The following is a 19,794-nucleotide window of genomic DNA, read 5'->3' as shown; positions in this document are numbered from 1 at the left end:
GCTACGCTGACCGGCCTCTTGCCAACCCCACCAACCCCAGTTCAGATCACCAAAGGACTCTCGTTATGGCTGGATGAGAAACGGGGGTCACGTCAAGAGGGAAGGCGGTGCCGTTGTGTCCGATCAGGTCAATGATCTGCGTGACGACCGTGGAGACGTGAACGAGTTCTACAAGCGGTATTCCGCTTGGCTCAGAATGCGCGTGACTAGGCAGTGTGGCCGTCAGGATGCAGATGACATCCTTCAGGAAACCTGGCTTCGACTAACCCGCTATCTCGGCGAACACGAAGTTCGGCATCCTCGCGCGCTCTTGTTGCGCATAGCTCACAACCTCGTCTCAAACCAGTCCGCGACACGGAGTCGGAGGACGCAGCAAGGAGAGCAGGCGACCTGTTTGACGGCGCAGCCCGCCGTCCTACCCAGCCAAAACGAAGATCTGCTCATGAAGGAGCTTATCCTCTGCTTGCCAGAGCCGCTCCGTGATGTCTTCCTGTTGTCGAGGCTCGACGGTCTGACCAACGCCCAGATCGGCGAGAGATTGGGGATATCCCCCAAGACGGTGGAGTGGCGCATGACTCGGGCCTTGGCCCACTGCGCCGCCCAGCTTCGGCGCTAGAATGAGGCGCGATATGACCAACCCGACGATGCGGGTTGAGAAGGCGGAGAAGGAGGCGGCCGATTGGCACGCCCGTCTCGGCACGACCTCGGTGGCGACGAAGACGATCGAGGAATTCTTCGAGTGGCGGTCCAGGCCGGGAAACGCAGACGCCTACAGGCGGGTCGAGCGCGTCTGGCGTGAGAGTCAGGGCCTCGCCGGAGATCCCGATGTCGCCGGCGCGCTCGCCGAGGCGCGAGGCCGGGGGAAGGGGAGGGCGCCCAAGCGCGACCGCCGCCCGTTTGTCCTGGGCGGCTTGGCGATCACGACCGCGTTCGCGCTGGTGATCGGCGGCGCCTTCTGGTGGGACGGCCGGGGAGTGTACTCAACGACCATCGGCGAGCGCCGCGTGGTCACTCTGGCGGATGGATCGAGCGTAAACCTCGACACCGACTCTCGCATCCGGGTGCGCTTTTCCGGGGACGAACGGCGGATCGAGCTTGAGCAGGGCCAGGCGCTGTTCGACGTCGCTTCGGACGCCGGTCGGCCTTTCCTCGTTCGAGCCGGCGAGACCGAAGTGAAGGCGGTCGGCACCGTCTTCGACGTCCGCCGCACCGGATCCGCCGTCAGGGTCACCCTGATATCGGGCGTGGTCGAGGTGGCGGACCCAGACGCGCCGTCCCGCCCGCGGCGCATGGCGGCCGGGGAACAGACGAGGGTCTCGGCGCGGGGCATCACGACCGCGCCGGTGGACGTGGCGACCGCGACCAGCTGGACCGACGGCAGACTGATCTTCGACGACATTCCCCTTGAACAGGCCGTGGCCGAGGTGAACCGCTATCTGGTCGACAAGATCGAGATCGACGATCCGGCGATCCGGGGCATCGCGGTCAACGGCGTGTTCCGCACCGGCGACCGGGACGCCTTCGTTGCGGCGTCCTCCGACGTCATGGGATTGGCTGTCGTTCCGAAGGCGGACGGATCGATCAGTCTGGCGAGGCGCAGAAAATAATCCGGACACGGCTCCGGGGTCACCCGGGGTCTCATTGGTCTTCTCCTTTGACGCCGCGGGGGCGCCGAAGGGAAATCCAGCCTATGAGTCGTTTCAGTCTGTTGTGCGGCGTCGCCGCTGTCGCCTCAGTCGTCGCCGTGAGCACGACGGCCTGCGCCCAGACGGCGCGTGACTTCAACATTCCAGCCGGATCGATGCGGAGCGCCCTGACGGCCTTCGCCACCCAGTCCGACCAGCAGATTTTCTTCACCTCGGATCTGGTCGACGGGCTGCGGTCGCCGGGTGTGACGGGGCGGATGGAGCCGGGAATAGCCTTGGATCGTCTGCTACGGAACTCGGGGCTCACCTGGACGCAAAGCCGTCAGGGCGTGTTCGCGGTGCAGAGAACCGGCGTGGCCTCCGACGAAGGACAAGCCACAGAGATCGATGACGTCGTCGTCACTGGGACATTGTTGCGTTCCGCAGGAAGCTTGGCGTCGCCGGTCATCCAGCTTGATCGCGACGAACTGGACAGTCGAGGGCAGGGGACGGTCGCGGACATCCTTGTGGCGCTGCCGCAAAATTATGCGGGGACATCGACGCCGGTCACGCAGGCGACGCTGGCCGACGCCGGCACGTCGAACGACGTCTTTTCCACGGGCGTAAATCTCCGCGGTTTGGGTGCGGCTTCCACGCTTGTCCTCGTCAATGGACGACGTCTTGCGGGGACGGGCTCCCGGGCGGAGTTCGCGGATGTATCCGCCTTGCCATCCGCCGCGGTAGAACGCGTCGATGTCCTCCTGGACGGGGCTTCTGCATTGTATGGGTCGGATGCCGTCGCAGGCGTCGTCAACGTGATCATGCGGCGCGCATTCGATGGACAGGAAAGTCGAGCTCGCATCGCAGCCGCCGAAGGCGGGGCGGAGGACGTTCAGGTTTCCCATTTGCTGGGTCGGACTTGGACATCAGGCGCGGCCTACGTCTCCTATGAATATCAGAACACAAAAGCGCTCAACGCATCTGATCGTCGTTACACAGCGGACGGGGATCTCCGGCCCTTCGGCGGAAGTGATCACCGAAGCTTCTACAGCGCTCCTGGCAACATTCTGGCCTTCGACCCGAGCGCCTCGGCGTATGCGGTTCAGTTCGCGATCCGGCCGAACGCAAGCGGCGTTGCGCAGGGCCCGGCTGACTTCGCGCAGGGCGAGGCCAACCTTCAATCTTCGCTTCTCGGAATCGATCTTCTGCCCGCGCTGGAGCGCCACAGCGTCTACGGACGCGTTCGGCAGTCGATCGGAGACCGCCTCGAGCTGAGCGCCGACGTCCGATACAGCCGCCGGAGGACAGAATCGGCGACCGCCGCCGCGGCCGGCATCTTCAACGTAACCCAAGCCAATCCGTGGTTCGTCTCGCCGTCCGGAGCGCCCTCGCATACGATCGCCTACTCCTTCTTCCGTGACCTGGGGCCGGCTCGAAGCTTCGCGACTTCCGAAAGTCTCGGGGTCACCCTGGGCGCCCGCTACGATCTGACCGACGATTGGTCAGTGGAGACCTATTTCGCCGACGCTCGGGAACTGGCCGATTTCGGACTGAGGAACCGCGTGAACACCCGCTTCTTCGCGGAGGCCCTCGGCAACATCCCGGATGATCCGACCACGCCGTTTCGGGCTGCCGTGGATGGCTATTTCAATCTTTTCGGCAACGGAACCACAAACCCGAGAGCCGTCCTCGACTTCGTCGGCAGCGGGTACGGCGACGTTCACAATCAAAGCGGTGCGCGTTCGGCCAACGTGCTTGTTCAAGGCCCGGTCAGGCGGCTGCCGGGAGGCGACCTGTCGATCGCACTGGGCGCTCAGGTGCGTGAGGAGAGCTTCGAAACCCAGGGTGAAACGTTTCTGACGGCGGCGGTTCCGCGGCTGATGGCGAGCCCCAAACAGGAGCGCGTCATATCGGCGGTGTTCGCGGAGGCCCGCATTCCGATCATCGGGCCGGACAATGCGATCGATGGCGTCCGACGCCTTGAGGTTTCCGTCGCTGCTCGGGCGGAGGAATATGACGATTTCGGTTCGACCACCAATCCGAAAGTTGGATTGGCTTGGTCGCCCGTTGACCGGCTTACGGTCCGCAGTTCGTGGGGCACCTCCTTCCGCGCGGCGGCGCTCTCCCAATTGTTCGATCAGTTCGGTGTCTCGCCCGCCTTCCTCGACCGGGCCGATGGTTCGGAGGCGCTGATTCTGATGCTGTATGGGGGGAATACCGATCTCAAGCCGGAGACCGCTGAGACCTTTACGATCGGCTTCGACTATCGGCCTGTGAAGGGACCGACCCTCAGCCTGAACTATTTCGACACCCGGTTCAGCGATCGGATCGCTCAGCCAGTGAACGCGAACTTCGACGGCGCCCTGATAGACGCGACCCTCCGCCCCTTCGTGACCTTCATCGATCCCGCGAACAACGCGGCCGATCGGGCGCTGATCGAGAGTTACGCCAGCTCGCCGGGCTTCTCCGGGCTCTTCCCGGTGACGGCCTATGGCGCCGTGGTGGATACGCGCTGGGTGAACACAGGGGCCGTGCGCGTTCGCGGGCTGGATGTGCAAGCGAGACACGACTGGTCCGTCGGCGGCGGTACGTTGTCCGTCGATAGCGCGGCTTCCTGGATCCTCGATTACGAGAGCCGGACGACCCCGACGGCCCCGAGCGAGCAGGTTGCGGGTCTGGTCGGATACCCGGTCGATTTTCGAGCGAGAACAGGGGCGACCTGGTCGAGGGACGAGTTCCAGATCGGGGCGCATTGGAACTATGTGACGGACACCCGGGACCGGCGGGGAAGCCGAATCGCGTCCTGGAATACGATCGACGCCATCGTGAGTTGGACGCCGGATTGGCAGGCAGCCAGCGGCCTGCAGGTGCAATTGGCGGTCCAGAATCTGCTGAACGAAGACCCGCCCTTCTACGACGCGACGACGGGGCTGGGGTTTGATCCGGGCCAAGCCAATCTGATGGGCCGAGTGCTTTCGCTCCAGTTGATCCGGCGCTGGTGAGATCCGACGATGTGGAACGTCTTTCACCGCCTCGCGGGCGCGGTGCTGGCAGCGCTTTGCCTGGCCGGCGCCACACACGCACAGACCGCAGGCGTCTCCAGGTCGCTGACCGTGGACGATCTTCTCGGCCTGGAAGCCTTCGGTCGCGCGTCGATCTCGCCGGACGGGCGATGGGCGGTCTACGAGAAGCGAGCGGGCTACGACACGATGCCCCGCGTCGAGTCCAACGGTCGGTCGACGTGGTCCATCATGGAGGTTTGGCTCGTGGATCTGGGCGATCCGAACTCCGCTCCCGTGCGCCTGCTTCCGGGCGAGGGCCTGGGGCTGCAGCTTGTCGGCTGGTCTCCTTCGGGAAAACGGATGTTGATCACGAGGTTGCGGGGAGATGCGTTCGAATACGGCGTCGTCACCCTGTCGGATCGAGCCGTACGTTGGACCGGGTTGACTCCGGACCTGCCGCTGGGCGGCGCCACGGCCCAGTGGGCGTCGGATGAAACAATCATCGCTGCCGTTCGTCCCGACGGCAGCCTGCCCCTGGTGCTGGGCTATGATCGAACGAGCATGCGACGCAGGGTCGAGGCGTGGAACCGCACGGCCCTGGGACAGGAGCCCTCCCGCACTGTGATCGAGGCCCAGGACGGTGTGATGACGACTGAGGCGCCCGAGCCTACGCAGGCTCTTGTTCAGCTGAACGCGGGAACTGGCGAGGCCGAGGTCTTGGCGGAGGGACTCATCGCGGACTTCGCATTGTCGCCGGACGGCGGCACCGTCGCCTTGGTCCGACGGAGGGAACTCATGGCCATCGGGGATCCCGAGCTGCTCCACATGGAGGATGATCGCCGACGTAGATTGGCGTTCGTCGACCTGGAGTCTCGTGCGATCACGCCTGAGCTCACCCATCTGGACATCGCACCTCATCTCCTACGCTGGTCTCCGGATTCCAAACGGGTTCTTTTCTGGGGGCGGCGCGACGGCCGTCGTTGGGATCGGGGGAGCTTGATGAGCGTGGGGGCCGCCGAGGGCGTGGAGACGTTCTCGTGCGACGGCTTGGAGGTTGGCAGTTCGGCGAGCGTCGTCGTTGCTGGCGTACAGGCGGATTGGCTTGGTCGGGCTCCAGTTCTTCACGCTCGAGCGTCGGGTAGCGAGCGACGGGATTGGTATCTCCTGTCACTTGGACGAGCTCCCATCGCTCTGACGACTTCCCTCGTCGCGGCCCCGGCTCGAATAGCGGCCGCGACGACGGACCGGCTCTACGTTTTCGCCGACGGACGATACTGGGCTATGTCCGATGCGGGCGTTCAACCACTTTCGGATACGGACCAGCGGATCCGCGAGACGGTCCTGTTCGACCTCACCATGGGCCGGCGGTTGAAGAGCAACGAAGCCCCCCGTCGAAAGTGGTCCCTCGCCATCGACGCCGAGGGTCAACTTCTGATGATGAATGGCGAGCGATCGTCCAGGTTGGGGCAGGGGGGCGCACTAGATGACAGGACGCTCGCGCTGTCGGACCGCGCTGCGTTATCGCTTCGACCCACAGGGCTCGCCGACACCCTGGTCAACCAGTCGTCGGGCCGCACGCAAGCCATAGATGGGGTGAACGCCGCGCTGGCCGATGTCGTCATGACCGAGGCCGAGGCGGTTAAACATCCGGATCTCGATGGTCGAGAGACGACGAGTTGGGTATTCCTGCCGAAGAGGCCAGGCGACGTGCGCGGCGTGATCGTCGGACCCTATCCCGGTTGGGCGGATAACCTCGCGAGACTGGATCCCCTGACCATGACCTACAGCTTTCGGCCCGAAGTATTCGTGGCCGCCGGCTATGCGGTTGTCAGTCCATCCGTGCCCGGGGATTTGCCCGTTCGCGAACGGGGCGACGCCTATGCGCGGAGTGTCGATCTCGCCATCGATGCCGTGCTCGCCGCCATGCCTGAGTTGCCCGCCGACCGAATGGTCCTTTGGGGGCATAGTTTCGGGGGATACGCGGCGCTGGAAATCGCCGTCCGCTCGAGCCGCTATCGATCGTACATCGCCTCATCCGCCTACAGCGACATGCTCGGGGTCTGGGGAGAGTTCGATGCGATTGGGCGGATCCAGCCGGAGAACGGCATGTTCTTCCGGTTCAACCAGGGCTGGACCGAGACGGGGCAGGGCGCTCTCGGCGCCCCGCCATGGCTTGCGCCGGACGACTACGCCGCCACTAGCCCGTTCCTGCGCGCGGACCGCATCACCCGTCCGATTCTGTTTCTGACCGCCGACCTCGACTTCACGCCGATGACCCAGGCCGAACGAATGTTCAGCGCGATTCTCCGCAATGGCGGCGAAGCGAGGCTGGTGACGTACTGGGGCGAAAAGCATCTGACCTGGAGCCCGGCCAACATCAGGGACCGCTACAAGCAGATCTTCGACTGGCTGGCGTACACGCTGGATGATTCAAGCGAAGTCAGTACAGTGGAGACAGGCGCGCTTCCCAGGTCCGAACCCAGCCCTCGAACGCCGCCGCCGTGAGGATGGCGGCGTGCTGGCCCTGCCAGATGAGCGCTTCAGGGGTGAGCTCGGTCAAGGCCGCCTTGCGGTTGATCACGCCCCAGGCTGCGAGCCGGCCGTCCGCCAGCCACGGCCTCAGAACATCGAGGTTCTCCGCGATCATGCGTCCATAGACCCGGGTCATTTCACCCTTGGTTCTTCGCTCGACGATATCCGCGGGCAAACGGTCGCGATGGGCGCGCCGCGCCAGACCCCGGTCTCGACCGCCGATGGTCAACAGAGAGGTCGGCAGCGCGAGACAGGCTTCGACGACGGGTTGGGCGCACAGAGGGTGTCTGACGTCGATCGCTCGGGTCAGCGCGGAAGGGCCGTGGTGCGAAACGCTGTCCGCGACCCCCGCGATTTGGAATCTCTTGGCCGGCCCGAACCGTTGCAGGTCAGAGAGCCAGGGATGAGGTCCCGGCTCTGCGCCTGGAAGGGCAAGCATGGGGTGGTTGCGGAGCAGGGGCTGGGGATCGTGCCGGCGATGCCGACGCGCGGCGCGGATCATCGACCAAACGGAGATCTCGTTCGCTGCCGCGAGTTCCGCAAGATCGGCGTACGCTAACGCTCGCCAACCAGCGCCGAGCCAGACGTCGGTGAAGACGTCCGTCGTCGCCGCTTGGAAGAGAACGCTGTCGCCGCCCTTGCCGGTCATGAGGGCAGTCGCCCCCGCCTTTTCCAGCAGACCGGTCCATGATCGGTCCTGCGGATGATCGAGCGCGTTCAAACCCGGTCGAAATCCGCCGGCGAGCGAGGTCAGCCAGTCAGAGGTGATCGGCCCGGTGGCGTGCCTTGCGCACAGGGGTTTGAACCCCAGGGCGCGACCCAAGATCGTTACATAGTCCCGTTCGTCAGACTCCGGGGTCGAGCCGTAGGCGTTGAGCCAGACGCTGACGGCATCGGGGCGGTTATGTCTGAGACTGGCGGCGACCAGGCTGGAGTCCAGTCCCCCGGACACCTCGGCGCCGAGCGGTCCGGGAAGGCTCGCCAGACCGGACACAGCCTCGTCAATCGCCCGGCGTATTCGGAGCATCGCCTCGTCGATGGGAGGCGCCGGATCAAGACTGCGATCGGCGAAATCGGCCGGCTCCCAGATTGTTGCGGCCGGCCGCGTGAGCGGAAGGGCCTGAATTGTCCCCGGCTCAAGGGCGGTGGGGCCATCAATAAGAAGGTCACCAGTTCCGGCGACCAAACTGTGCAAAGCCTGTGCGACCCGATCGACATTGATGCGCCATGCCGGCCGAAGGTCTCGGATGAGCCAGTCCTCCGCGGCCGAACAGGCGAGTGTCAGACCATCCTGCGTCCAGGTCACGCATTCCAAGGCGCCCGAGGGATCTCGAAGAAAGGCTGACGGGCGGTCCCCTCGCTCGAACAGCACACCAACGTATCGACCCCATATCCGCGAGACGAGCTTGCGTTCATACGCCCACGGATCCTCGGCGGAAGGCGTTGGAAGGATCGGGGACTGGCGGTCGAACACGTCGCCGATCAGCGTCCATCCTCCGATCGAGACCGTTTTTGGCGCCACCGGGCCGCGAACCGCGAGCCATGCATGCGCATTGAGCGGTGCAATAAGATGTCCCTCAAGAGCGGCGCGCTGTTCCAGGGCGGTTGAAAGCGAACGGGCGGCGTCGTCCCCCGGCGTTCGGCATACCAAGAGATAGTCGCCCAATCTCATGCCCTCATGATCGGCACATAGCGTCTTACACGGGCCAGCCTGTCTCCAACGACGAGGTCGCCGATCTGGAGCCAGCAGTGGGCGCCGAAGGGCCACGTGCGAACGCCGAACACCCAGTCTGTTGCGATCCCTTGGCTGGCTAGGACGCAGCGCAATTGGAAAGACCGCTGCAGACATTCGCCTTCGCCAGGAATCCATGGTCGGACCATCCGGGCGGCGCCGACGATCTCGGCGAGAGCCTTCTCGCTTCGCTTGGCGGTGACTCGTGTCGCGCCCCGGTGAAAGTCGACAAGCGTGTGCAGGCGCTTTCTGCGAAAGATGATGGCTGCGACGATCCAGGAAAGGCCGATACGGAGGATTTCACTGCGTGGAGGGCTTCGGGACGGTAGCAACTCCCGCTGCGGTAGGATCGGTGCGGGGCGCTCCATGTCGAATGGAGCTCCCCTGATCAGCCCGGCATCCTGTAGGTCCGCAGCCAATAGAGGGTCACTAATAGATAGACCCCCCTGGGGAGTAATGCGGAGCGTCTGCGCTCCGGCGACCAGGCAATGATAGGCGTCGCCCTTCACATCGAGGACGATGACATCGTCATCGACGACAGCCATGTATACCCCCGGCGAACAGAATAGTGATTCAGTCATTCCATGCTCGTGAGTCTCGTTCGAGCGCCCTTGCCGGATGCACGTCGAAGGAAGTGCGGACGGCCGCAAATGACGGCCGTCCGCGGGCCTTTCAGCCCTCGCTGGGATACCGGCCGATCTTCACGCCGGCTTCTTCGAACATGGTGCCCAAGCCATCCCGGGTCAGCGCCATGGCGCTGCCGAAACTGACAAGGCGCAGTTTGGGCGTCTTCATAGTCGTCTCTCCTTGGTTGTCGCCACGATTGCGGCGCAAGGAGTGAGCGCCCCGATTGCTCAAGCTCAAAACTATATCTGACGTATATTTCTCTATCGGCCTGGCTTCGGACGGATCGATGACAGGTCCGAGACGCCCCTCTCCAGCCATTGCGCGGCTCGTTGCTGATCGGCGCTGTCGATCAACAGCTGATCGAACATGGTGCAAACGGCGTCGATGATCGCACGGGCTTCGAGAGCCTGGATGCGGTCGCCGAGGATCTGGTCGAAGCGCTGGGCGCCGACGGTGAGAGTGGTCACCAGCTTGTTGTCGGCGCACCGAAGGGCCAGTTCCGGCGAGCCGATCGCAACGGCCATGATGATGGCGTAGGGGTCGCTGTCGGTCGCGGCGGCGAAGCGATGGACATAGTCGATGTTCAACCGGCTGCCTCCCGCCTCGAACCGCTCGTAGGTCCGCAGCGGCATTTGCATCTTCTGCGCCATCTCGAGGGCGGTCAGGCCGCGATGCCGACGGATGAGCTTCAGCGCCAGGGACAGCAGGTCGTTGTCGCGTCTCGGCGGGTCAGGTTTGTCAGGCATCGCACAACCTTTCCGCATTGTTCCCGGGTCTGCTCAAAAGCCAAGGTAATCCTTGATCAGCTATGAAGGCGCACATGAATTTCCAGGCGCGCGCCGCTGCCGCCGGAATCCCGCCGCTTTGCGGCGGACGGGCCGCCGATATGCGGCGGGTTCGGATCGAAAATCCCTGCAACCTGTTGGCGAGCCTCGGGGCGGCTGCTGAGTTGGGAGTTTCGAGTGCTGGAGTCCGTCATGGCGAAGAGTCGCGATCCCTTCTTCCTGGCCCTGGACCGCATCCGGGATCGAGCTCAGACGGGCGGCTACCCCGCGGGCCGGCCGATCGTCATCGTCGAGGAGGCCCGGCGACTGGGCGTGTCGACCACGCCCGTGCGGGAAGCCCTGTCCTGGCTGTGCGGCGAGGGGCTGATCGAACGCGGGCCGGCGGGTGGCTTTCTCGCCGTGCGTCTGGACTCCGGTGCCGTGCGCGACCGCTATGGATTTCGTTTGGTCTGCCTGCTCGCGGGCCTCGATCTGACAGCTGGTCTGCCGACCTACGGCCGGACGCCGCAGCGAGACGGCGAGCCCGTCTCGGAGCTTCACGCCCTGTTCGACGAATTGGTCCAGCGGACCGGCAACGCCGTGCTGCGCAGGGCCTATGACCGGGTGACAGGCCAACTCCGGCAGTTCGAAGAGGCGGAGCGTCATGCTTTCGGCGACGCCGACGGGGAAGCCGATCGGATTCTGGCGCTGGCTGCGGCCGACCGAAACGGGGAGCTCCGCGCCGCGCTGCGCGACTACCACGACCGTCGCGGCGACGCGGCCGCGATCCTCTCACTCGGCGCGGCGCGGCTTCGGCCGGCGAGCGGGACGTCTGATCCGCCATGATCCTCCGGCTCCTCCTGCTGGCGCTGGGCCTGCTCGCCGGCCTCCAGCTCGCCACCCAGGTGTTCGCCTGGACCTATGGCTTCGACGCGATCCTCGGCTGGGGCGTGCCGCTTCCGGGCGAGACCAAGGCCTATCCGCCGTGGCGCATCCTCGTCTGGCGCCGAGCGTTCGGCGAGGCGCAGCCCGAGGCCTTCTCCTCCAGCGCATTTCTGATCCTGCTGGGCGCGATGGCCGGCCTGGGCATCGGGTCGCTGACTCGCGGGAAAGGCGCGCATCGGCGCATTCGCGGATGGGGCGGTTTGACCGACGCGCGGAGGGCCGGGCTGCGGGCCGACGCCGGATGCGCGCTCGGTGTGATGAAGGGCCGGCTTCTGGCGACGCTCGATATGCGTCCGACGCTCGTCACGGGCGGCACGCGATCGGGGAAGGGGCGGGGGCATGTGACCCCGACGCTTCTGCTGTGGAGCGAAAGCGTCCTCGTCCACGATCCAAAGAAGGAACTGTGGCGGGTGACGGCGGGTTGGCGCTCGCGTTTCTCGCATGCCTTCTATTTCGACCCGCGCGACGCCCTCTCGGCGCGCTGGAACCCGCTCGCCGAGATCCGGCCCGGCGCCGGCGAACTGGCCCAGGTGCAGCGACTGGTCTCGATCCTGTCGGATCCCGGCGGCGTTCGGGACGACGAGGCGATCTGGGACAAGGCCGCCTCCGAAATCCTGGAGGCGGTGATCCTCCACGTTCTTTACACGGCCGACGACGACGCCAAGACCCTGCTGACGGTCCGGGAGCTGCTGGCGGATCTCGACGACACGGCGGATGTGATGGTCAAGGCGCTGCACCGGTCTGGCGCGGACGGGCAGCCGGAAACGCATCCGTTCATCCGGACGGCGGTGAAGGGGTATGCGGCGATGCACGACCGCTTCCGCACCTCGGTCCAGGGGACGGCGCGCTCCTATCTCAAATGGCTCGCGGGAGACGACCTCGAACGCGCCCTGTCCGCGTCCGATTTCGCGCTCGGCGATTTGATGTGCGCCGAGGCGCCCGTCTCCCTCTATGTCCAGGTGGCGCCGGCGGATGCGGCGGCGCTCCGCCCCCTCGTGCGTCTCCTGTTCTACGCGGCCGCCCAAGCCCTGACCGTGCATGAAACCCAGGACGCCGCCGGGCGGCTCAAGCGCCATCGTCTTCTGATGCTGATGGACGAATTCCCGCTGCTGGGCCGAGTGAGTTTCTTCGAGAAATCCCTGCGGCTGCTGAGCGGCTACGGGGTCAAGGTGATGTTCGTGGCCCAGTCGTTGAACGACATCGTCGAGACCTACGGCACCAACAACACCATCCTGGACAACTGCGCGGTCTACACGGCCTTCTCGGCGCTCGATCCCCTGACGCAGGACAAGGTCTCCCGGCTCACCGGAACGATCGGCGAAACCCGGGAAAGCCGCAGCACCCCCGCCGGCCTCGCCTCGGGCCGGAGCAGCGTGTCGCGCTCCGAGATCGATCGACCCTTGCTTGAACCCGGCGAGGTGCGGGCGCTTCCCGACGAGCTCCAGCTGATCTTCGTCGCCGGCCGCAGGCCGCTGCGTACGCGCAAGCTGCAGTACGACCGGCGCAAGCCGTTCAGGGACAGGGCCGATGCGACGGTCCCGGACCAGGCGGCGGGCGTCGATGCGCCGACGCCAGCGCCGCACCCTTGGGCCGGTCGGCGCAGCCTGGGCGTGGACGCCGAGGCCAGCCTGCCGCTGTTCAAGGAGATCGTCGCCGCCATGGATGACAAGAAGGTCGCCGCCCGTGCGGCCGACATCTATGGCCGGGTCGCCCAGGAGATGGCCGCGCAGGACGCCGCGCTCGATCATCTGAAAGGAGATGCCGATGGCTAGGCGAACGCCCGTGCAGAGCTGCCGCGTGCAGGTCTATCTCAGCGACCCCAAGGTGATCGCCGGCCTGAGCCGCGAAGCGCGATCCGGGAGGGTCTCGGTCAGCCAGGCGGCCGGCCACGCCATCGCCCGCGGCCTGCAGTCCAGCCCGCGCGCGGATCCGGAGGACCGCCTCCTGACCCTGGAGCAGGCCCTGCGCGGCCATATGCGTTCGACCCGTCAGGACATGCAGATCATTCAGGAGCTGGTGGTCGAGGTGGCTCGGGCGCTGTTCGTCCGGCTCCCCGACGCGGTCATCGACCAGGATCCGACCGTCCAGGCCGCGGTGGATCGCCGGATCGAGCGTATGCTCGACGATACGGCCGCACGGATCGTCTCGGGGCGGCCCGAACGCGCCTCGGATCGCCGCGACCCGCCGACCTGACATGGCCCCCCATCCCCTGATCGCCGAACGCAAGCTCGAGGCCCTGCGGCACGCTCTGGGAGACACCGTGCTGGCGGCGCTTGTCGACCCGCGGGTCGTGGAGATCCTCGCCAATCCCGACGGCCGGGTGATCCTCGACCGGGCGGGGGAGGGGCGTTCGGACACCGGCGCGACCCTGTCGGCGGAGGCGAGGGAACGCGCCGTTCGACTGATCGCCGACTATGTCGGGGAGACGGTGACGCGCGATGATCCGCGGCTATCCGGCGTCCTCCCGTCCACCGGGGAGCGGTTCCAAGGCCTTCTTCCGCCCGTGGCCTCCGCGCCGGCCTTCTCGATCCGCAAACGGCCGGGCGTCATCTGGCGGCTCGCGGATTACGTCCGCGACGGGGTGATGACGGCCCGCCAGGCCGACGCCCTCGCGGCGGCGGCCGCCGACCGTCGCAACATCCTGATTTCCGGGGGGACGGGCTCGGGCAAGACGACCCTGGCCAACGCCGTCCTCGCCGAACCTGCCTTCGCCGAGGATCGGGTCTTCCTGATCGAGGACACGCCGGAGCTCCAGTGCTCCGCCTGGGATACGGTGGCGGTGCTCACGCGCCGCGCTCCGGTGGCCATCGGCGTGGTCGACCTGGTCCGGGACGCTCTGCGCATGCGACCCGACCGGATCGTCGTGGGCGAGATGCGGGACGGCGCGGCCGCATTGGAAACCCTGAAGAGCTGGAACACGGGTCATCCCGGCGGCCTGTCCACCTTGCACGCCAACTCCGCCGAGGATGCGCTGCGCCGCATCGAGGACCTCGCGATGGAGGTCGTCGCCACGCCGCCGAGGCGGACGATCGGTCAGGCGGTCGATCTGATCGCCCATATCAGCCGGATCCGGGAGGGGCGCCGTCTCGACGCTGTCCTCGCCGTCAATGGCGTCTCGGGCGACGATTATGACATCGAGATCATCGGCTGATCCGACGCGAAAAATAGGCCGAAAGCCGGCGGCGGCTGTTTCCGTCTATGGATCAGGGGTTTGGGTGATCCAGAGGTGAGTTGAACTGATGTGTGGCGGTAAGGTTTGGCTGACGTTGTTCAAGTCGGTCTGCAAGTTGTTGTAAGTCGTGTGTAAGTCATCCGTAAGTCATAGATTCTAAGCGTATTTTTACTGTTGACAGCCTGTGCATGGATTTGCTTGCAATGAGTCGCGGCGCGCTGAAACGCGCTGAACACAAGGGAAGCAAACCATGCGACGGAGACTTGGGCGCCGCCTGTTCGGCGCGATGACGACCTGCGGCCTGATGCTGGCCGGACCGGCCCTGGCCGGCGGTTCGGGAATGCCCTGGGAAGGGCCGTTGCAGCAGGTGGTGCAGTCGATCACCGGGCCCGTGGTCCAGGCCGCCGCCGTGGTGGCGGTGGTGATCTTCGGCGCCGGGATCGCGATGAGCGAAAACGGATCGTCGATGCGGCGGGGCCTGGGCATCATGTTCGGCCTGTCGATCGCCTTCGCGGCCTCGACCTTCTTCCTCGACTTCTTCGGCTTCGCCGGCGGGGCGGAGCTCGGATGATGGCCGAAGCTCGTCCCACAGGCGCGCCCGAAGGCTGGGATCTGCCCGTGGCCCAGGCCCTGACCGAGCCCGTGCTGATGGCCGGCATGCCGCGCGACTACGCGATCGCCATGGGGACCATCGCCCTCGTTCTCGGCCTGGCGCTGAGGATCTGGTGGCTCGGCCTGGCGTGGTGGGCGGCGGCCCATGCGATCGGGCTGTGGGCCGCCCGGTCCGATCGCCGCTTCTTCGACGTCCTGCGCCGCCATCTGGCGACGCCGGGACACCTGGACGGCTGAGGGCGCCATGCGGTTCCTCGACGAACATCGCCGACGTCCGGCCGCCCTGGCGGATCATCTGCCCTGGGCCGCGCTGGTCGCCCCGGGCGTGGTCCTCAACAAGGACGGGTCGTTCCTGACCGGATTCCGCTTCAGGGGGCCGGACCTGGAGTCCTCCACCGAAGACGAACTGATGGCCGTCCGAGCCCGGCTGAACAACGCCCTGCGGCGGCTCGGGTCGGGCTGGTGCCTGCACGTCGAGGCGCGCCGCCGGGTGGCCGCGCCCTATCCCGAGAGCGACTTCGACATCGATGTCGCCTGGCTCCTCGACGCGGAGCGCCGCAGCCGGTTCGAGAGCGCCGACCCGGCTTTCGAAACCGACTTCCGGCTTGCGCTGACCTGGCTGCCGCCGGCCGACGAAGCCCGGCGCCTGGAGCGCTGGCTGTTCGATGGCCTGCAGAAGGCCGGTCAGGACTGGCGCCAGGCCCTCGCCGCCTTCGGGCGGGAGGTGGACACGACCCTGGACCTGCTCGCCGACGGCCTGCCCGAGATCGCGCGGCTGGACGACGCGGACCTCCTGACCTGGCTGCACGGCTGCGTGTCCCCGAGACCCTTTCCGGTGCGGCCGCCGGAATCCCCGATGTTCCTGGACGGCTGGCTGGCGGATGCCGGCCTGACCGGCGGCGTCGCGCCGCGTCTGGGCGACCTCTGGCTCAAGGTGGTCTCGGTGCGAGGCCTGCCGTCGGTGACCCGGCCCGGGCTCCTGGATGCGCTTGGCGCCCTGCCGTTCGACTATCGCTGGACGGCGCGCTGGCTGGGGCTCGACAAGCCCGACGCCGAGCGGGAGATCGTCAAGCTGCGCAAGCGCTGGTTCGCCAAGCGCAAGGGCGTCGGCGTCCTGCTGCGCGAGGCCATCACCAAGGAGGAGGTGCCCCTTCTCGACACGGACGCCGCCTCCAAGACCGAGGAATGCGACGGCGCCCTGGCGGCGCTGGGCGCCGAGGCCTGCGCCTTCGGCTATCTGACCCTGACGGTTTCGGTCCTCGACGGGTCGGAGGAGGGGGCCATGGCCAAGGCCCGGGCCATCGAGGCGGCCCTCAACGCCCAGGGTCTGGTCGCCCGGATCGAAGACCTCAATGCGGTCGAGGCCTGGCTCGGCTCCATGCCCGGCGAACCTTACGCCGATGTGCGGCGGCCCCTGCTGTCGACGCTGAACCTGGCCGACCTGTTGCCGGTGTCCGCCGTCTGGGCGGGTCCGCCGTGGGACGCCTGCCTCGAAGGACCTCCCCTGGCGACCGCCCGGACGACCGGCTCGACACCGTTCCGGCTGGCTCTCCATGTCGGGGACGTGGGTCATGCCATGGTCGTGGGGCCGACGGGCTCCGGCAAGAGCGCGCTTCTGTCCTTCCTGGCGCTCCAGTGGTTCCGGTATCCCGAGGCCCGGGTGGTCTTCTTCGACAAGGGCCGCTCCGCCCGGGCGGCGACGCTCGCGGCGGGCGGACGGTGGCGGTCGCTAGAGCCGGGGTCGGGACTGTCCCTGCAACCCCTGGCCCGGATCGAGCGTGACGACGAGCGCGCCTGGGCGTCGGAATGGATCGCCGAAACGGTGCGCCTCGCCGGCCTGGATCCCACGCCCCGGATCCGGGAAGAAATCTGGATGGCGCTGACCGCCCTGGCGGAGGCGCCGGTCGGGCAGCGGACGCTGACGGTGTTCTGCGCCCTTGTGCAGGACAGGGCGGTGGCGGCCGCCCTGGGCCCGCTGACCCTGAACGGCCCCCACGGCGCCCTTCTGGACGGCCACGGGGCGGCGCTGCGGTCGAGCCGTTTCGACACCTTCGAACTCGAGACCCTCATGGCCACGCCGTCCGGCGTGGCGCCTGTGCTCTCGGCGCTGTTTCATGAGCTGGAGCAGGGTTTCGACGGACGGCCGACGCTTCTCGTCCTGGACGAGGCCTGGCTGTTCCTGGGCGAGACGGCCTTCGCGGCCAAGATCCGGGAATGGCTCAAGACGCTGCGGAAGAAGCGGGTCGCCGTGGTGTTCGCCACCCAGAGCCTCGATGACGTCGCGTCGTCCTCGATCGCCTCCAGCCTCATCGAAAGCTGTCCGACGCAGGTCTTCCTGCCCAATCCACGCGCCATGGAGCCGTCCTCGGCGGACCTCTACCGGGGCTTCGGCCTGAACCGGCGCCAGCTCGAGCTGATCGCCTTCGCGACGCCCAAGCGCGCCTACTACTGGCGCCAGCCGCGCGGGCGGCGGCTGTTCGATCTGCGCCTCACCGGCGTGGCCCTGGCGCTGTGCGGGGCGGGTTCGCCCGAAGACCAGACCCTCATCGACGACGTCCTCGCTCGATCCGGCGAGACCGCCTTCGCGCGTGAATTCCTCAAAGCCAAGGGAGTGCAGAATGTGGATTCCGTTTTCGACGCCTTCGCCCGACCGCTCGCGGCGGAGTAGGGCGGTCCTGCCCGCACTCGCGGCCGTCGCCCTGGCGACGGCCGCACCCGCCGCGGCGCAGCAGGTCGTGTTCGATCCTCGCAATCATCTGGAGAACGCCCTTCAGGCCGCCCGGCAGCTGGAAAGCCTCGCCAACGAGGCGCGCAGCCTGGCGGCGTCGCCCTACAGCCATCTCACGGGAAGCCATCAGTCTTTGCGCGACATGGCCGAGCTGGCGCGCACCGTGCGCGGGGTGGCGTCCTCGGTCAGCGGCCTGGAGCGGCAGTTCGAGAGCCTCTATCCGGACGACCTGACCGGGACGGACGCCCTGCGCCTGCTGGAGCAGAGCGAGGCCCGCACGGCCAACGCCCGTCGGACAGCCGAGGATCTTGCCCGCACCGCCGCCGAACTCGAGCGGCTCGGGGCGGGGCGGACCGGCCGCATCGCCGGCGCCCTGGGCGCGAGTCAGGCCGCCCAGGGCCAGACCGCCGCCGTGCAGTCCACCAACCAGTTGCTGGCGGTCCTGGCCGAGGATCTGGCCGCCTTGCGCACCATCATGCTGGCGCAGTCCCGCCTCATGGCCGAGGCGACGGCGCGCGACGCCGCGGACCGGGCCTCCGGCGACGAGGCGCGCCGCCGCCGCTGGGGCGCGACCGGATCGACGCCTACGGCGCCGGCCTTCGATCCGTTCTCGCGCGCCAGGGACTGACTGTCGTGGGCACGGTCAGCATGGAGACGCCCAATGAGCTGATGGTGGTGTTCTCCAACACCGTCTCCGCAGGATTCGACGCCCTCCAGGGCGCGGTCAACGGCGTCTTTGGCCTGCTGATCGTCCTGGTGGTGGCGGTGACCGGCATCCAGTGGGCGCTATCCTCCAATCGGGAGGTTCTGGCGGCGGGTTTCGGCAAGATCCTGCTGATCGGCGCCTTCGCGTGGCTGATCAACGACTGGCAGCAACTGTCTGAAACGATTTACGCCGGTTTCCTCGAACTTGGCCTGACGGCGGGCGGCGGCTCCTTGTCCAGCGCGGAGTTCCTGAACCCCGGCGCCGTGCTGCAGCAGGGTTGGGAGATCGTCAAAGCCCTGGGCGAGACCCCGGCGCCGGTCGACAACCCGCTCGACGTGGTCGGCAACCTGACCGACGCCCTGATCCTGGGCGTGGCGATGATCGGCATCATGCTGGCCTTCGCCGTGCTGGCGCTGCAGATCATCGTCTCCCTGCTGGAGTTCAAGATCGTCACCCTGGGCGGGTTCGTCCTGCTTCCGTTCGGCATCTGGAACAAGACCGCCTTCCTGGCCGAACGGCCGCTCGGCTACGTCGTCTCGTCCGGTCTCAAGGTCCTCGCCCTGGCCATCGTGGTGTCCGGGGCGCGGACGATCTTCGATCAGCTTCAGCCCTCGGCCAACCCCGACATCTACCAAGCCCTGACCATTCTGGTGGTCGCGCTGCTGCTGGCCATGCTGGCGATCTTCATCCCTAACCTGGCCTCCGCCCTGGTGACGGGCGGGCCGGCGCTGGGCGCCGGCGCGGCGGTGACGGGCGGTCTCGCCGTCGGCGGCGCGGGGGCCCTGGCCGGGGCGGCCGTCGCCGGCGTCGGGGCGATGGCTGCGGGCGGCGCGTCCCGCCTGGGGGGGCCGGCCAGGGCCGCGGCGGGCGCTGGAAGCGGCCGGCCTCCCGCTTCGCCTGCGCCGCCGACGCCGGGACCCGGCCGAGGACCACACCCGCCGACGCCGTCCAACGACAATCCTTCGCCACGAGCCGGTGGAGCCTCCTCACGATCGATCCCGCAAGGCGCCCCGCCCGCCGGGGTCGCCGAGCCCGCCCGGGCGTGGGATCCCGAGGTTGTGAGCGGCGCGGGGGACGGTCCATCGGCTCTGTCGGGCGCGACGTCGGCGAAAGGGGCCTGGGATCCCCGCGGCGGACGGCCCGCCGCGACGATCGCGCGGGAGACCGAGGCGGCCCGCGCCGGGTTCCAGCGCGCCATGGCCGGGCAGGGCGCCCGCGCCGGTCGGCCGCCGGCGCGCGCGGCGGCGCTGCAGGCCTTCTTCATCGCCAACGCCGGACGCGGACTGCTGCCGTCCAGCGAGACCAGCGGCGTCCTGTCGCCGAACCTGAAGACCGAGGAGACCTGACAT

General features: G+C 67.3%; 17 protein-coding genes. 13 read left to right on the top strand and 4 right to left on the bottom strand.

What is annotated here, in order from left to right; genetic code table 11:
• Window positions 1–73 precede the first annotated feature (73 nt).
• The 4 genes from GGQ93_RS12570 to GGQ93_RS12555 all read left to right on the top strand — a co-directional run bounded on the left by GGQ93_RS12570 (window position 74) and on the right by GGQ93_RS12555 (window position 7,132).
• The gene (locus GGQ93_RS12570; protein ID WP_224764447.1) at window positions 74–616 is read left to right on the top strand and encodes an RNA polymerase sigma factor; all 543 of its coding nucleotides are present in this window, start codon (window positions 74–76) and stop codon (window positions 614–616) included.
• Window positions 617–629: 13 nt separating this feature from the next.
• Window positions 630–1,607 (top strand): FecR family protein, encoded by a 978-nt coding sequence (locus tag GGQ93_RS12565; protein WP_183217419.1) that lies wholly within the window; start codon window positions 630–632, stop codon window positions 1,605–1,607.
• 83 nt (window positions 1,608–1,690) lie between these two features.
• Complete coding sequence (locus GGQ93_RS12560) at window positions 1,691–4,627, top strand: TonB-dependent receptor (RefSeq protein WP_183217417.1); 2,937 nt, start codon at window positions 1,691–1,693, stop codon at window positions 4,625–4,627.
• 9 nt (window positions 4,628–4,636) lie between these two features.
• On the top strand, window positions 4,637–7,132 hold the full coding sequence (locus tag GGQ93_RS12555; RefSeq protein ID WP_183217415.1) for a S9 family peptidase: 2,496 nt from the start codon (window positions 4,637–4,639) through the stop codon (window positions 7,130–7,132).
• Here GGQ93_RS12555 and GGQ93_RS12550 read toward each other — a convergent pair.
• The 4 genes from GGQ93_RS12550 to GGQ93_RS12540 all read right to left on the bottom strand — a co-directional run bounded on the left by GGQ93_RS12550 (window position 7,068) and on the right by GGQ93_RS12540 (window position 10,264).
• Window positions 7,068–8,825 (bottom strand): asparagine synthase-related protein, encoded by a 1,758-nt coding sequence (locus GGQ93_RS12550; RefSeq protein ID WP_183217412.1) that lies wholly within the window; start codon window positions 8,823–8,825, stop codon window positions 7,068–7,070. The two genes, GGQ93_RS12555 and GGQ93_RS12550, sit on opposite strands and share 65 nt — an antisense overlap.
• A 2-nt stretch (window positions 8,826–8,827) precedes the next feature.
• Window positions 8,828–9,436: a lasso peptide biosynthesis B2 protein gene (locus GGQ93_RS12545; protein ID WP_183217410.1), complete on the bottom strand. Its 609-nt coding sequence runs from the start codon at window positions 9,434–9,436 to the stop codon at window positions 8,828–8,830.
• Between the two features lie 127 nt (window positions 9,437–9,563).
• Window positions 9,564–9,686, bottom strand: a complete 123-nt coding sequence (locus GGQ93_RS16315; protein ID WP_260171214.1) for a hypothetical protein — start codon at window positions 9,684–9,686, stop codon at window positions 9,564–9,566.
• A gap of 92 nt (window positions 9,687–9,778) precedes the next feature.
• Window positions 9,779–10,264, bottom strand: coding sequence for a helix-turn-helix domain-containing protein (locus GGQ93_RS12540; RefSeq protein WP_183217408.1), 486 nt, complete (start codon window positions 10,262–10,264; stop codon window positions 9,779–9,781).
• 231 nt (window positions 10,265–10,495) lie between these two features.
• Here GGQ93_RS12540 and GGQ93_RS12535 point away from each other — a divergent pair, with 231 nt between their 5' ends.
• From GGQ93_RS12535 to trbL, 9 genes are all read left to right on the top strand, one after another.
• Window positions 10,496–11,128 carry a GntR family transcriptional regulator gene (locus GGQ93_RS12535; protein WP_183217406.1) on the top strand — a complete coding sequence of 211 codons (633 nt, stop codon included), beginning with the start codon at window positions 10,496–10,498 and terminating at the stop codon, window positions 11,126–11,128.
• Window positions 11,125–12,999, top strand: a complete 1,875-nt coding sequence (locus tag GGQ93_RS12530) for a type IV secretory system conjugative DNA transfer family protein (RefSeq protein WP_183217404.1) — start codon at window positions 11,125–11,127, stop codon at window positions 12,997–12,999. Before GGQ93_RS12535 ends, GGQ93_RS12530 begins: the two co-directional genes overlap by 4 nt.
• Before the next feature lie 10 nt (window positions 13,000–13,009).
• Window positions 13,010–13,420, top strand: coding sequence for a hypothetical protein (locus GGQ93_RS12525; protein WP_224764446.1), 411 nt, complete (start codon window positions 13,010–13,012; stop codon window positions 13,418–13,420).
• 1 nt (window position 13,421) lies between these two features.
• Entirely contained in the window at window positions 13,422–14,378 is a 957-nt protein-coding gene (trbB, locus tag GGQ93_RS12520) for a P-type conjugative transfer ATPase TrbB (RefSeq protein ID WP_183217402.1), read from the top strand.
• A 271-nt stretch (window positions 14,379–14,649) separates the two neighbouring features.
• Window positions 14,650–14,970 carry a TrbC/VirB2 family type IV secretion system protein gene (locus GGQ93_RS12515; protein WP_183217400.1) on the top strand — a complete coding sequence of 107 codons (321 nt, stop codon included), beginning with the start codon at window positions 14,650–14,652 and terminating at the stop codon, window positions 14,968–14,970.
• On the top strand, window positions 14,970–15,248 hold the full coding sequence (locus tag GGQ93_RS12510; protein ID WP_183217398.1) for a VirB3 family type IV secretion system protein: 279 nt from the start codon (window positions 14,970–14,972) through the stop codon (window positions 15,246–15,248). Before GGQ93_RS12515 ends, GGQ93_RS12510 begins: the two co-directional genes overlap by 1 nt.
• 7 nt (window positions 15,249–15,255) lie before the next feature.
• Window positions 15,256–17,679 (top strand): conjugal transfer protein TrbE, encoded by a 2,424-nt coding sequence (gene trbE, locus GGQ93_RS12505; protein ID WP_183217396.1) that lies wholly within the window; start codon window positions 15,256–15,258, stop codon window positions 17,677–17,679.
• Window positions 17,630–18,367, top strand: coding sequence for a TrbJ/VirB5 family protein (locus GGQ93_RS12500; protein WP_183217394.1), 738 nt, complete (start codon window positions 17,630–17,632; stop codon window positions 18,365–18,367). Before trbE ends, GGQ93_RS12500 begins: the two co-directional genes overlap by 50 nt.
• A 5-nt stretch (window positions 18,368–18,372) precedes the next feature.
• On the top strand, window positions 18,373–19,791 hold the full coding sequence (trbL, locus tag GGQ93_RS12495) for a P-type conjugative transfer protein TrbL (protein ID WP_311734609.1): 1,419 nt from the start codon (window positions 18,373–18,375) through the stop codon (window positions 19,789–19,791).
• The last annotated feature ends 3 nt before the right edge of the window (window positions 19,792–19,794 follow it).

The organism is Brevundimonas aurantiaca, from assembly GCF_014199955.1.
Classification (GTDB): domain Bacteria; phylum Pseudomonadota; class Alphaproteobacteria; order Caulobacterales; family Caulobacteraceae; genus Brevundimonas; species Brevundimonas aurantiaca.
Note: the sequence above shows the minus strand (reverse complement) of the source record. Positions and strands in the feature narration are given on the sequence as shown.

What these genes read in the sequence shown, in the direction of transcription:
- GGQ93_RS12535 (WP_183217406.1), top strand. Translation starts at nt 10,496, where the DNA reads ATGGCGAAGAGTCGCGATCCCTTCTTCCTGGCCCTGGACCGCATCCGG.
- trbE (WP_183217396.1), top strand. Translation starts at nt 15,256, where the DNA reads ATGCGGTTCCTCGACGAACATCGCCGACGTCCGGCCGCCCTGGCGGAT.
- GGQ93_RS12565 (WP_183217419.1), top strand. Translation starts at nt 630, where the DNA reads ATGACCAACCCGACGATGCGGGTTGAGAAGGCGGAGAAGGAGGCGGCC.
- GGQ93_RS12530 (WP_183217404.1), top strand. Translation starts at nt 11,125, where the DNA reads ATGATCCTCCGGCTCCTCCTGCTGGCGCTGGGCCTGCTCGCCGGCCTC.
- GGQ93_RS12545 (WP_183217410.1), bottom strand. Translation starts at nt 9,436, where the DNA reads ATGGCTGTCGTCGATGACGATGTCATCGTCCTCGATGTGAAGGGCGAC.
- GGQ93_RS12515 (WP_183217400.1), top strand. Translation starts at nt 14,650, where the DNA reads ATGCGACGGAGACTTGGGCGCCGCCTGTTCGGCGCGATGACGACCTGC.
- GGQ93_RS12555 (WP_183217415.1), top strand. Translation starts at nt 4,637, where the DNA reads ATGTGGAACGTCTTTCACCGCCTCGCGGGCGCGGTGCTGGCAGCGCTT.
- trbB (WP_183217402.1), top strand. Translation starts at nt 13,422, where the DNA reads ATGGCCCCCCATCCCCTGATCGCCGAACGCAAGCTCGAGGCCCTGCGG.
- GGQ93_RS12560 (WP_183217417.1), top strand. Translation starts at nt 1,691, where the DNA reads ATGAGTCGTTTCAGTCTGTTGTGCGGCGTCGCCGCTGTCGCCTCAGTC.
- GGQ93_RS16315 (WP_260171214.1), bottom strand. Translation starts at nt 9,686, where the DNA reads ATGAAGACGCCCAAACTGCGCCTTGTCAGTTTCGGCAGCGCCATGGCG.
- GGQ93_RS12510 (WP_183217398.1), top strand. Translation starts at nt 14,970, where the DNA reads ATGGCCGAAGCTCGTCCCACAGGCGCGCCCGAAGGCTGGGATCTGCCC.
- GGQ93_RS12540 (WP_183217408.1), bottom strand. Translation starts at nt 10,264, where the DNA reads ATGCCTGACAAACCTGACCCGCCGAGACGCGACAACGACCTGCTGTCC.
- GGQ93_RS12500 (WP_183217394.1), top strand. Translation starts at nt 17,630, where the DNA reads ATGTGGATTCCGTTTTCGACGCCTTCGCCCGACCGCTCGCGGCGGAGT.
- GGQ93_RS12570 (WP_224764447.1), top strand. Translation starts at nt 74, where the DNA reads ATGAGAAACGGGGGTCACGTCAAGAGGGAAGGCGGTGCCGTTGTGTCC.